A 15,464-nucleotide genomic window follows, 5' to 3' on the forward strand; every position below is an offset into this window, starting at 1 on the left:
GAAAGCCGCCCGTGATTGAGCGCCGCCCCATCCTCGACATGGTCAGCCACCTGGTGCTGATCCTGGGTGTCATCATCATTGCCTTCCCGCTGTATGTGGCTTTTGTCGCCAGCACGCAAACCGCGCAGGAGGCCGCGGCGGCGCCCTTGTCGCTGCTGCCCGGCAGCCATCTTGTAGAAAATTACGGCGCCCTGCTGACCAAGGGCGCGTCCGGCAACGTCTCGGCGCCGCCGGTGGCGCGCATGCTGCTGGTGAGCCTGGTGTCGGCGCTGGCGATTGCGATCGGCAAGATCTCGATTTCCATGCTGTCGGCATTCGCCATGGTGTACTTCCGTTTCCCCGGGCGCTCGCTGTTTTTCTGGATGATTTTCATGACGCTGATGCTGCCGGTGGAGGTGCGCATCACGCCGACCTACCAGGTGGTTTCCGATTTCCACATGCTCAACACCTATGCCGGACTGACCATTCCGCTGATCGCATCGGCCACCGCCACTTTCCTGTTCCGGCAGTTCTTCCTGACCATCCCGGACGAACTGGCCGAAGCCGCGCGCATCGACGGCGCCGGCCCCTTGCGCTTTTTCAAGGACGTGATCTGGCCGCTGTCGCGCACCAATATCATCGCGCTGTTCGTCATCATGTTCATCTACGGCTGGAACCAGTACCTGTGGCCGCTGATGATCGCCACCAACCAAAACATGTACCCGATCGGGATAGGCATCAAGACCCTGATCGCCGGCGGCGATTCGGCGGTGGAATGGAACATGGTGATGGCTACCCTGGTGCTGGCGATGCTGCCGCCGGGCCTGGTGGTGGTAGTGATGCAAAAATGGTTTGTTAAAGGTCTGGTTGATTCCGAGAAGTGATATGGCAAAAGTACACCTAGAAAACGTCAAGAAAACCTATGGCAAGGCGCCCAAGGCGGTCGATGTCATCCACGGCATCTCGATCGATATCGCCGACGGCGAATTCATCGTCATGGTGGGCCCTTCCGGTTGCGGAAAATCGACCTTGCTGCGCATGGTGGCGGGGCTGGAAGAAGTCACCTCGGGCGACATCGTGATCGGCGACCGCGTGGTCAACCAGCTGGAACCGAAAGACCGCGACATCGCCATGGTGTTCCAGAATTATGCGCTGTACCCGCACATGAGCGTCTACGAGAACATGGCTTACGGCCTGAAGATCCGCGGCCTGGGCAAGGACGACATCGAAGTCCGGGTGCAAAAGGCAGCCAAGATCCTGGAGCTGGGCGCCCTGCTGCAGCGCACCCCGCGCCAGCTGTCCGGCGGCCAGCGCCAGCGCGTGGCGATGGGACGCGCCATCGTGCGCGAGCCGGCGGTGTTCCTGTTCGATGAACCGCTGTCCAACCTGGACGCCAAGCTGCGCGTGCAGATGCGCCTGGAAATCCAGAAGCTGCACCGCACGCTGGGCACCACCAGCCTGTATGTAACGCATGACCAGGTCGAAGCCATGACCCTGGGCCAGCGCATGATCGTCATGAACGGCGGCCGCGCCGAACAGATAGGCACGCCGGCCGAGGTCTACGCCAGGCCGGCCACCACTTTTGTCGCCAGCTTCATCGGTTCGCCGCCGATGAACCTGCTGCACGGAAAACTGGCAGCGGACGGCAACAGCTTCACGCTGGCCAACGCCGATGCCGTCGCGCTGCCCTCTACCTGCAGCACCATCGCTGGCCGCGATTGCATCATGGGCCTGCGCCCGGAACAGCTGATCTTCGGCCGCCCCGGCTTGAACCTGCGCGCAGAACTGGTGGAAGCGCTGGGCGCCGACCTGCTGGTGCACGCTTCGATAGGAGACCAGCTGCTGGTGATGCGAGTGCCAGCCGCGACCGCGGTCGTGACCGGGCAACAGATCACCGCCGGTTTTGACGCCGCGGCCCTGCACTGGTTTGATCCGCAGACCACGCAGCGCATCGGGCAAGCGTAAAAAAAGGGCGCTGACCGGCGCCCTTTTTACTTTCCGCCGGCAGCTCAGTTTTCCGGCTGCAGGCGAATCCTCTGCACAGTGGCTTTCTCCACCGCCGCCCGCGAATACAGCAGCGGGAAATACTCGCCCTTGAGCCACTTGTCGGCCAGGTCGCGATAGTGCGGACTATCCGGATCGCCCGACTGTCCCGGCGAATTGACCGCACGCGAGTTATCCCAGTTGCCGACATCGACCACCACCCGGAACGAAGGGCCGTTGGTCTGCAGGAAATCGCTGCTGCGATAAGTCGACTGATTGGGCGAATACGCGCCGCCATGGGTCGGCATGGGACCGACATTCAATTTTGCCCGGGTAGCATCATCCACCGCGGCCGCCAGCGGATGCTCCATCAGGTTGTGATGCAGCTTGCCCCACTGCCACTGGCTGGCGTCCTCGCCTTGCAGCTTCTGCAGTTCGGCATACGCCTCGCCCAAGCTGCTTAACAGCAGCTGGTCGCGCTTGCGTACGGCATCCGGCCCAAAACGCGTTTGCGGCTGCTCCAGGGTATCCAGCAGCACGGCGGTGTCGGGCGCGCCCATCGCCTCCGCCGCGGCCGGACTCAGCACCGCTGCCTTGAACGCCTTGCCCAGATGGCGCGAGAGCCAGACTTCAAACAAGGCGGCCTGTGCCGAATCGGCGCGCTCGACGAAATCCCAGCCGGTGAATACATCCAGCGCCGCCTGGGTCCGGGCGTCGCTGGAAGACAGCGGTTTCAGCAATGCAGCCAGGCGCCGCGCCGGAATCGACAGGTCGTCGTTTTGCAGGCGCATGGAATCTTCCAGCGAAACCTTGTTCAGCGCCGACAGTACTTCGCTGATGCGCGTAAAGCGCGAATTGTTGGTCCATTCAAAACCGAGCTTGCGTTCACGGTACGGATAGCCATCCGGCAGGTTCATCTGGTTGGCGGAGGCGAACCAGCCCTGTTTTGGATTGTAGCTGGACGGCAGCTGGTCGCCGGACCAGAAGCCGGCCCATTCATAACGGCCGTCGCCCGGCACCGGCAGCAAGCCGTCCCAGTTGGGGCGGATCGGCGCCAGGCCGCCCGGCACCCAGCCGATATTGCCCTTGGTGTCGGCATATACCTGGTTCTCGGTCGGTGCGCCCCAATGCAGCAAGGAGTGCTTGAATTCGGCAAAATTCCTGGCGCGCATATAGTCAATGCTGCCGAAATACGGCGACATGCCCGGCTCCAGCCAGCCGGACCGGACGGCAAAGGCGCGATTTTTCCCCGGTTCGGAAAAAATCACCGGGCCATGGCGGCTGAACACCAGTTCGGCAGTCACGGGCGCAGCATCCTTGACCTGGATCTGTTCCATGATGATGTTGAACGGCTCCCACTTTCCCCGGTATTCATACTGGTCGGAATGCTCAGGGTTAAGCTTGTAGACGTACAAATCTTCCTGGTCGATATTGAAGATGGTCAGGCCGAAGGCGACGCTGCCGTTATGCCCGATCGAAATGCCCGGCAGCGCCGGTTCGCCGGCGCCGATCACGTTCAAGCCCGGCGCATTGATATGGGCGATGTAACGCAAGGACGGCGCCGAATAGGCGCGATGCGGATCGTTCGCCATGATGGCGCGGCCGGTGGCCGATTTTGCCGGCGCCACCACCCAGTTGTTGCTGCCCTCGGCGACCTCTTCCGGATTCTCCGCAACGGCCATCACCGCGGCGTCGCTCTGCCCTTTCTGCAAGCTGTCCTTGTTGATCTTGACACCCTGGGTCGCCAGCTTGAACACTTTCAGCAAGTCCTTCGGCAGGCACGGATCCAGGCCGTCCGGCATCGTCGTCTCCCATTTTGGCGTGAGGCCGAAACGGATTTCATCGGATTTCAGGTCAGCTTTGCAGGCGACGTTGGCGCGCGCCACTTCGCTGTCCAGGTTGCGGGTAAGGCCGTGGCTGCGGATGCGCACCACATCTTCCGCCTGCCACCTGGCCGGCGCATAACCCAGCTGCCTGAACTCGAACGGCAATTTTTCGGGATGGGCGTTGACATGATCGACATAGGCATTGATGCCGGCCACGAAGGTATTCGCCACCTGCTGCGCATGCGGGCCGTAGGACTGCCACTCGCGCTGCATGTCGCCGCGGTACAGGAACAGCCGCGCGGCGCGGTCTTGCTGGACGTAGGCCGGACCGAACACCTGCGCCAGCAGTCCCAGGCCGCGGCGGCGCCACAAATCGATCTGGAACAGGCGGTCGCGCGCTGCGTTGAAACCCTGGACAAAAAAAGCATCGTCCTGATTCGCGGCGTATATGTGCGGTACGCCCCATTGGTCCACCAGGATTTCCGCAGGTTTTTTCAATCCTGCAATCTTGTAAGTGGTGACAAAAGTCGGCGGCGTGTCCCTGGCCTGGCTCGAGGTTGCGGCCAACAACCCCAGCAGCGCCGCCGCAGCGCAGATAGATCGTTGCATGAGCATTTGTCTCTTTTGTATTTTTTTACAAACCGGCGCTTGCCGGGCAACTGCCGCCGCGGAAGAATTTATTCGGTCAGCGCAACCAGGTTATCCACCTCGATTTTTGCAAATTCGACGCTGCTGTCATAGGCGGTAGCCAGGCTGGTGTGCGCGCTTTCGGTGTTGGTGCGGCTGGAAACGCTGGTCCCCGCCTTCAATATCTGGTAGCCGTCATGCCACAGGTCATCATGGCCCTGCACCGGTTTCGGCACGATGACGTAACCGCGATATTCGACGTTTTCATTGGTGTGATCGCTCATATTGGCCTCGCTGCAAAATAAGGCTTAATCCTAGCATGAGCCCGAAATGCACACATCGCGGCAAAATCGTGTACCTTGAACCTATTGCAAAAGCATGCGTCATACCTAAGTAGTCCTATATCAGTCACAACCACATGGAGAGATTGATTATGCACAGAGGTAGCGAACAGAATACGCACTGGAAAATCGCCGACCTGGATTTTTCAAAAATCAACATCCCCAAAGTCCGGCCCGACGAAAACCTTTTTTACCTGGTCACCTGCGCGTCGTTTGTCGAAAGCGGCTCCGACCTGTACACACAGAACCTGGTGGATTACTACGGCGACGAGCCGGAAATCTCCACCTGGCTGCGCGAGCAGTGGGAAGTCGAAGAATTGCAGCATGGCCAGGCTCTGCGCGCCTATGTCGAGCACATATGGCCTGAATTCGACTGGCCGACGGCGTACCGCAATTTTCTCGACGAATATTCAACCTATTGCAAGGTTGAACTGCTGGAGCCCAGCAAGGGCCTGGAAATGGTGGCGCGCTGCGTGGTGGAAGCCGGGACCGCCACCTTCTACGGCGCATTGTCGCGCAGCACCGATGAACCGGTGCTGAAGGACCTGGCCTCGCGCATCGCCAAGGACGAGGTGAACCACTACAAGCATTTCTTCCGCTATTTCCGCCGCTTCCGGCAGCACGAGGGACTGCGCCGCCACCGCATCTTCGGCGCCCTGCGCCGCCGCACCCTGGAAATGAAAAACGAGGACGCCGCTTGCGCCCTGCGCCATGTGCTCGGCACCAGGGCGCCGCGGCATGCCGACGACCAGGCCATGCTGCAGCAGATCCACAGCAAGATGAACACCACCATCCGCGCCCACCTGTCGCCCGACATGACGATCAAGATGATCATGCGCCCGCTGGACCTGCCGCCTGCCGTGCAGTCGCTGGTGGCCTACCCGGTTACGCAGATCATGAACAAGGTGTTCCTGCGTTAAGCCGCGCTACAGGCGGTAAAAGCGCTGCGCATTCAAGCCCATGACCTGCTGCCGCTGGAGCGGCGCCAGGCCGCCCAGCAAGACATCGGTGGCAGCCAGCCAGCTGCCGTAATCGGCCGCCAGGTTGACTACCGGCCAGTCGCTGCCCCAGATCACCCGCTCCGCGCCAAACGCATCCAGCACGTGAGATGCATACGGCTGCAGCTGGGCGACCTGCCAGCCGGGCGCAGCCTCGGTCACCAGTCCCGACAGTTTGCAATGCACCTGCGGCAATGCCGCCAGCCGGTCCATCGACGTGCGCCAGGGCTCCATCGCGGCGCTGGCGATCTGCGGCTTGGCGGCGTGGTCGATGACGATAGGCAGGTCCGGGTGGCGCTCGGCGAACTTCAGCAACGACGGCAAGTGGCGCGGCAGGACCAGCGCATCCAGGCTCAGCCGATGGCGCTGCATGGCGGCGATTGCCGGCGCCAGTTGCGGATCGCAGATCCAGTCGTCAGCCAGGTCCTGCAGCATGGGCCGCAACCCGCGCATTTTCGGGTGGCTGGCCAGCAGCTGTATCTGCGGCTCGGCGTTGGCTGCTTTCAAGTCGGCCCAGCCCACCACGGCCCTTACGAATTCGCTGCGTTCGGCCAGGCCGAGCATGAACAAGGTATCGCTCATGCTGGGCAGCGATTGCACCAGCACGCTGCCCGTCATACCGTGCTGCCGCAGCAAGGGTTCCAGCTGCGGCGGCAGAAAATCGCGGTGGATTTCCGCCAGTTCCGGCGGCGGCCATTGCCCTGTCCGGTTCGCCAGCAGCCAGAAATGCTGGTGGGCATCGATGCGTAGGGGAGCAGGCGTCGTATCAGGCATATTGTCGGTCTCGAATTGGTTTCCATGGATCAATTGCCTTGCACACAATTGGTCTATTGGATGGACCAATACTATCATGTGCAATTTTCGCAAGGCAATTGGAAATTTGCCGGCGCAGCGATTTATCGATAGCCAAGTCCGGGCATGCCTTTCATAATCCGCCTCATCGCCACATCGCCACATGCAGTCATAAAATAATGGCGTCCCAGAGACGGAAACAAACATGCGAATTTTGCTGGTAGAAGACAACAGGCCCCTGTCCGAATGGCTGGCGCTGACCCTGCACCGCAATAAATACACGGTCGATTGCGTTTATAACGGCGCCGACGCCGACCATTTGCTGCTGACGCAGCAATATGAACTGGTCATTCTTGACATGTCCCTGCCGAAACTGGACGGCAGCGAAGTGCTCAAGCGCCTGCGTGCGCGCCACAACAACGTGCCGGTGCTGATCCTGACCGCCAACAATTCGGTCGAGGGCCGTATCGTCGGCCTCAATACGGGCGCCGACGACTACATGGCCAAACCGTTCGACGTCAACGAACTGGAAGCCCGCATCCGTGCCCTGCTGCGCCGCTCCAACCAGCAGAGAAACCCGATCCTGCAGTGCGGATCGCTGAGCTACGACAGCAACAGCCTGATCTTCTCGATCGACGGCGTGGCGCTCACCCTGACCCGGCGCGAACATGCCGTGCTGGAAACCCTGATCATGAAAATGGGAAAAACCGTCAGCAAGCAAGCCCTGGCCGAGAGCCTGTACGCAATGGCGGAAGATGTGTCGCAGGATGCCATCGAAGTCTATATCCACCGCATCCGCAAGAAACTGGAACATGGCGACGCCGCCATCATCACCTTGCGCGGACTCGGTTACCTGCTCAAGCAGCACCATGAAATTTAGCAGCCTGCGCGCCCAATTGCTGCTGTGGCTGCTGGTGCCGCTGGTGCTGTTCGTCGGTTTCAACATCTGGGTCACCTACCATAATGCGATCAAGATGGCGACGGTGGTGCACGACCGCATGCTGCTCGGGTCGGCGCGCATCATCGGCGAACAGATCCATTACGAAGACGACGTATTGCAAGTGCCCATTCCGCCCGCCGCGCTGGAACTGTTCCAGTCGGATTCGCACGACCGCGTCTACTACCGCGTGGTCGCCGCCAACGGCAAGCTGCTGGCCGGGCAGCTTGACCTGCCCGCTCCGCCGCATATCCCGCGCAACGAAGAATCGGTCTATTTCAACGCCAGCTTCCGCGACGATCCGGTGCGCATCGTCGCCTTTTCACAGCCGGTGTTCGGCGTGCCCGCGCAGGAGCCGGTACTGATCGAAGTGGCGCAAACCCAGCATTCCTACAATGCGCTGTCGGACCGCATGTGGGAACACACCGTGCAGCAGCAGCTGGCGATACTGGTGCTGATGGTGCTGCTGCTGTTGCTCGGGTTGCGCCACGGCCTGGCGCCGATGATGCGCCTGCGCGACCGGGTCCAGCGCCGCAAGCCCGGCGCCCTGGAAGCGCTCGATACCGCGCCGGTGCCGACCGAACTGGCGCCGCTGGTGCACGCCATCAACGACTATGTGCAGCGGCTGGACGACCACATGTCGGCGCATGGACGGTTCATCGCCAACGCTTCGCACCAGCTGCGCACGCCGCTGACCGTGCTCAACACCCAGGTCAACTACGGCTTGCGCAGCAACGACGCCGACGCCAAGGATGCCGCGCTGCGCGCGATCAACAAAGGCGTGCAGCACGGGATCCGGCTGGTCAACCAGCTGCTGACGCTGTCCAACGCCGAAACCGGCGTCGGCCATCCTTTGCGCCAGACCGATGTCGACCTGGTCGAAGTGGTGCGGCGCGTGCTGGAGGAACTGGCGACGCTGGCGCAGACCAAGAATATCGATCTTGGCTTTGAGTTCGCAGGCACGCCGGTGACGGTCCATGCCACGCCATCGATGCTGGAAGAACTGGTCGCCAACCTGGTCGACAATGCATTGCGCTATACCCCGGCCGGCGGCAAGGTAACCGTCGCCATCGCCATGGCTGAACACGCCGTCTTGTTGCGCGTCATAGACAACGGCCCCGGAATTCCCGAGGCAGAACGAGAGCACGTATTTGAACGTTTTTATCGCTTGCGCGAAGAGCACTCGGACGGCAGCGGGCTCGGGCTGGCTATCGTACGAGAGATCGCACTCGCCAGCCGGGCGGAAATCGTCTTGTCCACCCCCGCAGCCGGCAACGGACTGGTCGTTACCGTCACTTTCCCACCACCGGGTACGCGACAAGCGGCATGACAACCGGCCGCAATCTCCAGCAAAACTTACTGACAGCTTTCAAAAACAGAATTTATTTTCTCCGGCTGTGGCGCAAACCATACAGCCGACAGCCAACCATTTGATGCCCTGAAAGCAGTTAGTAAGCTTGCGAATTTTATAGTTGGCTCACCGATCCAAGCGGTCGGTAAAGCCAACTATAAATATCTGGAGACAACGATGAAAAAAACGCTACTTGCGCTGGCAGTTCTGGGGACATGCGCCAACGCCGCATTTGCGCAAACCAATGTCACGATCTATGGCCTGATCGACGCCACCATCAGCACCGTCAACCATGCCGACAAGAATGGCGACCGCCTGACCGGCATCCCGGTCGCCTGGTTCAGCGGCAACCGCATCGGCTTCCGCGGCGCCGAGGATCTCGGCGGCGGCCTCAAGGCCATTTTCAAGCTGGAAGCAGAGTTCGTGGTCGGCACCGGTGAAATGGACACGCCGGGCGTACTGTTCAACCGCGATGCCTGGGTCGGTTTGCAAGACAACACTTTCGGCCAAGTCGTTCTGGGCCGCCAAAATACTCTGGCACGTGATTTCTCCCAGGTCTATGGCGACGCCTACGGCTCCAAGCTCGGCCTGGAAGAAGGCGGCTACACCAACAACAACAACTTCAAGCAACTGATTTTCTACTCCGGCAGCGCCACCGGCACACGCTACGACAATGGCGTTACCTGGAAGAAAGTATTCAGTAACGGCGTGGTGGCCGGCCTTGGCTACCAGTTCGGCGAGACCGCCGGCCAGTTCGCGCGCAACACCACCAAATCCGCGGCGATCGGCTACAACGGCTCTAACTTTATCGTTTCCGGCTTCATCAACCAGGCCGACGTCGGCAACGGAATCGACAGCAGTCTCGAAAAGCACAAGTCCTATTCGGTCGGCGGCAGCTACATTTTCGACCTGGTGCGCCTGAACGCAGGTTACTTCCACTACACGGCAGAGCAAGGGGCGCTGGGCAAGCGCAAGGACGACGCGTACACTGTATCGGCCAAGTTCACGCCGCAGGGTTCGTTCGACTATGAACTCGGCTATCAGGTAATGAAAGCTGAAAATGCAGCTTACAATGCGGCCGGCACCAGCACCTTGAATGCCTACGCAGACGCCAGCGGTTCGACTGCAACCGGCAGCGGCAAGAAGAAAACGCTGTACGCCTCGACCTTCTACCACCTGTCGAAGCGCACCGAGCTGTATCTCGCCGCGGATTACATGAAACTTGACGGCGGCTATCTCGTAGGATCAGCCAACGGCTTCAAGAACCAGACCGAATTCGCAGTCGGCATGCGTACCCGCTTCTGATTTTTTATCCCGCAGCAAGCAAGGCCGGCCATGACTAACGTCAGCGCCGGCTTTTTTCATGGCGCACGGCCGGCCGCGGCGCCCATCCCGCTTCTCCTCAGTAATAGCTAAGTCTCCGCAACTATCCTGCTTCCACCTGTCCGATACGGCGTTTAGCCTCACTTTGCCAAAGGCCCCCATGGAAGAACTGAATCACTCGCTGTTTCTGCTGATCAATGCCAGCCCCCATCCCTCGCCGATCTTGCTGAACGCCGCCATGCTATGCGCCGAATGGCTGATTTTCCTGGTCCCGGCCATCCTGCTGTCAGGCTGGCTGCGCGGCGGCGAACAGACGCGCAAGCTGATGCTGGAAGCCGCCGCCTGCGGCGTCCTCGCGTTATCCGTCAGCATGCTGGTCGGCGCGCTGTGGCCGCATCCGCGCCCGTTCATGATCGGCCTTGGCACGAATTTCCTTGCACATGCCGCCGATTCTTCGTTCCCCAGCGACCACCTGACTTTGCAGTGGTCCGTGGCTTTCAGTTTCCTGCGGCATCGCCAGCTGCGCACGCTGGGACTGGCCTTAAGCCTGCTCGGCCTGCCCATGGCGTGGGCCCGCATCTACCTCGGCGTCCACTTCCCGCTGGACATGCTGGGCGCCGCCCTGGTCGCCGCGCTCAGCGCGGGACTCTGCTTTAGCGGCGCAAAATGGTTTATCGGGCCGCTGTTCCGAGCCGCTTCCCTCATTCACCAACGCCTGTTCGCGCCGCTGATCCGGCGCGGCTGGATATTGAAATAGGCGGCGTGCAAGGTAGAATCAGCGACAAAGGCAACCTGGCGCATGGAGAGGCACGCAATGAGAGTACTGCTGGTGGAAGACGACCGCATGATCGGCGACGCAGTGCAGACGGCATTGCGCGACGCCAGCCATGCAGTCGACTGGGTGCATGACGGCGCGGCTGCCCTGAGCGCCGCGTCCGGCCAAAGCTACGATGTGATGCTGCTCGACCTCGGCCTGCCGCGCCAGGACGGCTTCGCCGTGCTGCGCCAGCTGCGGCAGCAGGGCAGCGCGCTGCCCTTGCTGATCGTGACCGCGCGCGACGCTGTCGAAGACCGCATCGGCGGCCTCGACCTCGGCGCCGACGATTACCTGGTCAAGCCGTTCGAGATGGGCGAGCTGCTGGCGCGCATGCGCGCGGTGGTAAGGCGCAAGGCCGGCAACGCCAATCCGGTGATGAGCAACGGCTCCCTGTTCCTCGACCCCAGCACGCGCGAAGTAACCGCTGACGGTGTCGCAACCCGCCTGTCAGCGCGCGAATTTTCCCTGCTTCATGCACTGCTGCTGAGACCGGGAGCGATCCTGTCGCGCCAGGAACTGGAAGACCGCATCTATGGCTGGAATGAAGAAGTCGAAAGCAATGCGGTGGAATTCCTGATTCATTCGATCCGTAAAAAACTGGGCGCGGCGTCAATCAAAAATGTCAGGGGACTGGGATGGATGGTTTCCAAGCAAGACTAAGCCGTTCGTTGCAGTTCCGGCTATCGCTGTGGCTGTCCCTGGTGATCCTGGCGATGGCGGTGCCGGCCGGCGTGTTTTCCTTTTATTCTGCTTACCATGAAGCCAACGACCTGCAGGATGACCAGCTGCGCCAGGTAGCGGCGCTGGTGCTTAGCCGCGACCTGCCGCCGGCCACGCCGGACCGCCATGCGATTGGAAAAATGAAGGACGAGGAATCGAAAGTCATCGTCCAGGTCCTGGCGCCGGCCGCGCCAGCCAAAGGTGACGATGATGCGCTGCGACTGCCCGCCGATCTGCGCGACGGCATACAGACATTCAAGGCGGGCCGTGTGCATTGGCGTCTGTTCGTACAGACGACGCCTTCCGGCCAGCGCCTGGCGGTAGGCCAGCAGACCGCGGTGCGCGACGAAATCGCGCGCGACAGCGGCCTGCGCACCATGATGCCGTTCATGGTCCTGATCCCGGTACTGATCGCCTTGGTCAGTTTCCTGGTGCGTCGCATGCTGCGGCCGATCGCCCTGCTGTCGCAGGAAGTCGACCGCCGCGACGACCAGGACATGCGTCCGCTCGCCGAGCAGCAGGTGGCCGATGAAATCCGGCCGCTGATTGGCTCGATCAATCGCCTGCTGCGGCGGGTCGCCGACAACATGGATGCCCAGCGGCGCTTCCTGGCCGACGCTGCCCATGAATTGCGCTCGCCGCTGACGGCGTTGTCGCTGCAGGCGGAAAACCTGGCCGCAACCGATCTTTCGCCGGCCTCGACAGCGCGCCTGCTGCCGTTGCGGCAAGGTCTCAATCGCAGCAAGGCCTTGCTGGAACAGCTGCTGACGCTGGCGCGTTCGCAAAATACCGGCGCGCCCCAGCTCGCCCGGGTTTCCCTGCAAGCCGTGCTGCGGCGCGTGATGGAGGATAGCCTGCCGCTGGCGCAAGCCAGGCAGGTCGATATCGGCATCGAAGCGGATACCGAGATCACGCTGGCGGCGCAGGAAGTCGATATCGTCGCCCTGGTGCGCAACCTGATCGACAACGCCATCCGCTATACGCCCCAAGGCGGCAGCGTAGAGCTGCGCGCCGGCATGCAGCCCGGCCTGGTATCGATCGAAGTGGAAGACAGCGGTCCGGGGATTGAAGAAGCTGAACGCGAGCGGGTATTCGACCCCTTTTACCGGGTGCTGGGCAGCGGCCAGGACGGCTCAGGCCTGGGACTGTCGATCGTCAAGTCGATCGTGGCCAGGCTGCATGGCAGGATCGAGCTGCAGCATGCCCGCGGCACGGCACCTTACGGACTAAAGGTGGTTATCCACATTCCGGTCTGAAGCTGTTCAGATCACGCCTTGCTGCCGCAACTGTGCGATCTGCTCGGCGCTCCGGCCAATGGTGGCCAGCACTTCCGCCGTATGCTGCCCCAGCTCCGGCCCCACCCAGTTAGTCTGGCCCGGTGTCGCCGACAGCTTAGGCACGATGCCCGGCAAATCTATCGGCTGGCCGTCCGGCAGCACATGCCGCTGGATCATGTCGCGCGCGCGGAAATGCGGGTCCTGGTGGATATCGGCCGCGGTATAGACTTTGCTGCTCGGTACTTCCGCCTGTTCCAGCACCTGCAGCACATGCTCCAGGCCATGCCGCGAGGTCCATTCCGTGATGGCGGCATCAAGCATGTCGTTATGCTGCGCCCGGCCGTCGTTGCGCGCCAGGCGCGGATCTTCCGCCAGGTCGCTGCGGCCGATGGCGTGCATCAGGCGCTTGAAGATGCTGTCGCCGTTGCCGGCAATGATCACATAGTGTTCGCCGCGGGCATCGCTCAGGCAGGGATAAGTGCTGGACGGTGAAATGCCCGGAAAACTGGCGCCGGTACGCTCGCGCACGAAACCGAACTCGGCATATTCCGGAATCAGGCTTTCCATCACGCCGAACACCGCTTCGTACAGAGCGATGTCGATGAACTGCCCAGTACCGCCGTTCGCTTTCAGATGGTGCATGGCCAGCAAGGCGCCGATCACGCCATACAGCGACGCCAGCGTATCGCCGATGCTGACGCCGACCCGCACCGGCGGCCGGTCGGGATAACCGGCCAGGTTGCGCAGACCGCCCATCGATTCGGCAATCGCCGCAAACCCGGGCCGCGCATGATAAGGGCCGTCCTGGCCGTAACCGGATACACGCACCATGATCAGCTTCGGATTGATCTTCGACAAATCTTCCCAGCCCAGGCCCCAGCCTTCCAGCGTGCCGGGACGGAAATTCTCGATCACGATATCGGCGTCCTTGACCAGGTCGCGCACAATCTGCTGGCCCTGCTCCGACTTCAGGTTCAAGGTCACCGACTTCTTGTTGCGGCTTTGCGAATACCACCACAGCGAAGTGCCATTGTGCAGCTTGCGCCACTTGCGCAAGGGATCGCCGTCGCCCGGCGCTTCGATCTTGATCACTTCGGCGCCAAACTGGCCCAGCAGGCTGGCGGCATAAGGGCCGGCGATCAAGGTGCCGAGTTCGATCACCTTGACGCCCTGGAGGGAGGATTGCTGTTGTGCGCTTGGCTGCATTTCTTTCACCTGTTTTCTGTCGTCTGTCGATGCGGAGGATCGGCTGATTATAGAGTAGGTCGCAAGCCGCCCGCCTTGCAGACTGCCGCGCAGGGGCAAGTAAAAATCTCCTGCTGTCCTGCAACAATTCTCCGCATTGGCTCTCCTGCATTCCACCCATATAAGCCGCTTTGTATCAAAGAGTTAAAATGATTGATCTTGACGCCAACATTTGCAACCAGAAGTAACTCCTTTTTGCGCTTGCGGCTGTCCGGGATTATGATTAAATCACTGATAAATGCGTGGGACATATCATGAAAAAAATTGCTCTATTGGTACTTGCCGCTGCGGGCCTGATGGTCACCAGCTCGGCCAGTTTTGCCTACGGCTATTACGGACATGGCGGCTTTTACGGCCCGCGCTTCGGTGTAACCATAGGCGGACCGCTGTATTGGGGCCCGCCGCCGGTGTACTACGCGCCGCCACCGGTGTATTACGCCCCACCGCCGGTCTACGTTGAACCTGAGCCGCAAACCTATATAGAAAAAGCCCCGAACTATGCTTATTACTGCCCTAGTCCGGCTGGCTACTACCCCCAGATTCCTCGCTGCCCGAAGGGCTGGATGAAGGTAATGCCGGACGAAGCTCAACCTAGATAAGGCGGTGTGTGATGATAAGTGGAACGACCAAGATAATCGCGGCCTCGCTGGCCGTCATTCTGACCGGCTGCGTTACCGCGCCGTCAGGCCCGAATGTGATGGCGCTGCCGGGTGCGGGTAAAAGCTATGAACAGTTCCGTAACGACGAAGGAGTCTGCCAGCGTTACGCCCAGGAACGGATAGGACCATACGCGCCGCAAGCAGCCGCCGATAATGCGGTAGGAACGGCAGCGGCAGGCACCGTGATCGGCGCCGCGGCCGGCGCCTTGATCGGTGCGGCAACCGGCCGTGCCGGCGCCGGTGCGGCGATTGGCGGCGGCGTCGGCCTGCTGGCCGGCAGCTCGGTCGCCGGCGACTCGGCGGCGCGCAGCAGCTACGGCATGCAGCGCGAGTACAACAATGTCTATACCCAATGCATGTACGCCAAGGGCAACCAGGTGCCGGTCGCCGGCGGCTATGCAAACAGCCGTCGCCAGCAGTATGCTCCGGCTCCGCAGTACTCGGCGCCGCCTGACTATTACCCGCCGCAACGCGGCAACTACGGTCCGCCGCCAGACTATGTTCCTTACTGATCCCGGCTGATCGCAACCACAAAAAAAAAGACATGCTTCAGGCATGTCTTTTTGCATTCAGGGGAAGATTTTCTGTT

General features: G+C 61.3%; 15 protein-coding genes. 11 read left to right on the forward strand and 4 right to left on the reverse strand.

All coding sequences use genetic code 11. From position 1 onward, the window contains the following. Nucleotides 1-11 precede the first annotated feature (11 nt). On the forward strand, nucleotides 12-863 hold the full coding sequence (gene ugpE, locus V8G57_RS04095) for a sn-glycerol-3-phosphate ABC transporter permease UgpE (protein ID WP_092396238.1): 852 nt from the start codon (nucleotides 12-14) through the stop codon (nucleotides 861-863). 1 nt (nucleotide 864) lies between these two features. Continuing rightward, complete coding sequence (locus tag V8G57_RS04100) at nucleotides 865-1,944, forward strand: sn-glycerol-3-phosphate import ATP-binding protein UgpC (RefSeq protein WP_342828286.1); 1,080 nt, start codon at nucleotides 865-867, stop codon at nucleotides 1,942-1,944. Nucleotides 1,945-1,988: 44 nt separating this feature from the next. On the opposite strand, the gene V8G57_RS04105 is transcribed toward V8G57_RS04100, so the two are convergent. Both V8G57_RS04105 and V8G57_RS04110 read right to left on the reverse strand, forming a co-directional pair. Then, the gene (locus V8G57_RS04105; protein WP_342828287.1) at nucleotides 1,989-4,403 is read right to left on the reverse strand and encodes a penicillin acylase family protein; all 2,415 of its coding nucleotides are present in this window, start codon (nucleotides 4,401-4,403) and stop codon (nucleotides 1,989-1,991) included. A gap of 62 nt (nucleotides 4,404-4,465) precedes the next feature. Beyond that, on the reverse strand, nucleotides 4,466-4,699 hold the full coding sequence (locus V8G57_RS04110; RefSeq protein WP_092396234.1) for a hypothetical protein: 234 nt from the start codon (nucleotides 4,697-4,699) through the stop codon (nucleotides 4,466-4,468). Nucleotides 4,700-4,848: 149 nt separating this feature from the next. Here V8G57_RS04110 and V8G57_RS04115 point away from each other — a divergent pair, with 149 nt between their 5' ends. After that, nucleotides 4,849-5,676 carry a ferritin-like domain-containing protein gene (locus V8G57_RS04115; RefSeq protein WP_092396232.1) on the forward strand — a complete coding sequence of 276 codons (828 nt, stop codon included), beginning with the start codon at nucleotides 4,849-4,851 and terminating at the stop codon, nucleotides 5,674-5,676. Nucleotides 5,677-5,682: 6 nt separating this feature from the next. Here V8G57_RS04115 and V8G57_RS04120 read toward each other — a convergent pair whose 3' ends face one another. Then, the gene (locus V8G57_RS04120) at nucleotides 5,683-6,528 is read right to left on the reverse strand and encodes an amidohydrolase family protein (RefSeq protein ID WP_342828288.1); all 846 of its coding nucleotides are present in this window, start codon (nucleotides 6,526-6,528) and stop codon (nucleotides 5,683-5,685) included. 223 nt (nucleotides 6,529-6,751) lie between these two features. Here V8G57_RS04120 and V8G57_RS04125 point away from each other — a divergent pair, with 223 nt between their 5' ends. From V8G57_RS04125 to V8G57_RS04150, 6 genes are all read left to right on the forward strand, one after another. Then, nucleotides 6,752-7,426 carry a response regulator gene (locus tag V8G57_RS04125; protein ID WP_342828289.1) on the forward strand — a complete coding sequence of 225 codons (675 nt, stop codon included), beginning with the start codon at nucleotides 6,752-6,754 and terminating at the stop codon, nucleotides 7,424-7,426. Further along, nucleotides 7,416-8,813, forward strand: a complete 1,398-nt coding sequence (locus V8G57_RS04130) for a sensor histidine kinase (RefSeq protein ID WP_342828290.1) — start codon at nucleotides 7,416-7,418, stop codon at nucleotides 8,811-8,813. The genes V8G57_RS04125 and V8G57_RS04130 overlap by 11 nt, the downstream gene beginning before the upstream one ends. Nucleotides 8,814-9,011: 198 nt before the next feature. Then, entirely contained in the window at nucleotides 9,012-10,139 is a 1,128-nt protein-coding gene (locus V8G57_RS04135; RefSeq protein ID WP_342828291.1) for a porin, read from the forward strand. 178 nt (nucleotides 10,140-10,317) lie between these two features. Continuing rightward, the gene (locus V8G57_RS04140; protein ID WP_342828293.1) at nucleotides 10,318-10,914 is read left to right on the forward strand and encodes a phosphatase PAP2 family protein; all 597 of its coding nucleotides are present in this window, start codon (nucleotides 10,318-10,320) and stop codon (nucleotides 10,912-10,914) included. A gap of 57 nt (nucleotides 10,915-10,971) precedes the next feature. Next, nucleotides 10,972-11,634 (forward strand): response regulator, encoded by a 663-nt coding sequence (locus V8G57_RS04145; protein WP_342828294.1) that lies wholly within the window; start codon nucleotides 10,972-10,974, stop codon nucleotides 11,632-11,634. Further along, a complete protein-coding gene (locus V8G57_RS04150) occupies nucleotides 11,610-12,950 on the forward strand; it encodes an ATP-binding protein (RefSeq protein ID WP_342828295.1) in 1,341 nt (446 codons plus the stop codon). Before V8G57_RS04145 ends, V8G57_RS04150 begins: the two co-directional genes overlap by 25 nt. A gap of 6 nt (nucleotides 12,951-12,956) precedes the next feature. Here V8G57_RS04150 and V8G57_RS04155 read toward each other — a convergent pair whose 3' ends face one another. Next, nucleotides 12,957-14,177, reverse strand: coding sequence for a CaiB/BaiF CoA transferase family protein (locus V8G57_RS04155; protein ID WP_342828296.1), 1,221 nt, complete (start codon nucleotides 14,175-14,177; stop codon nucleotides 12,957-12,959). 293 nt (nucleotides 14,178-14,470) lie between these two features. On the opposite strand from V8G57_RS04155, the gene V8G57_RS04160 reads away from it, so the two are divergent. Both V8G57_RS04160 and V8G57_RS04165 read left to right on the forward strand, forming a co-directional pair. Beyond that, a complete protein-coding gene (locus V8G57_RS04160; protein ID WP_092396219.1) occupies nucleotides 14,471-14,815 on the forward strand; it encodes a hypothetical protein in 345 nt (114 codons plus the stop codon). An 11-nt stretch (nucleotides 14,816-14,826) separates the two neighbouring features. Next, complete coding sequence (locus V8G57_RS04165; RefSeq protein WP_342828297.1) at nucleotides 14,827-15,387, forward strand: glycine zipper family protein; 561 nt, start codon at nucleotides 14,827-14,829, stop codon at nucleotides 15,385-15,387. Nucleotides 15,388-15,464 lie beyond the last annotated feature (77 nt).

Origin of the sequence: Collimonas rhizosphaerae, assembly GCF_038896935.1 — a bacterium.
Taxonomy (GTDB): domain Bacteria; phylum Pseudomonadota; class Gammaproteobacteria; order Burkholderiales; family Burkholderiaceae_D; genus Collimonas; species Collimonas rhizosphaerae.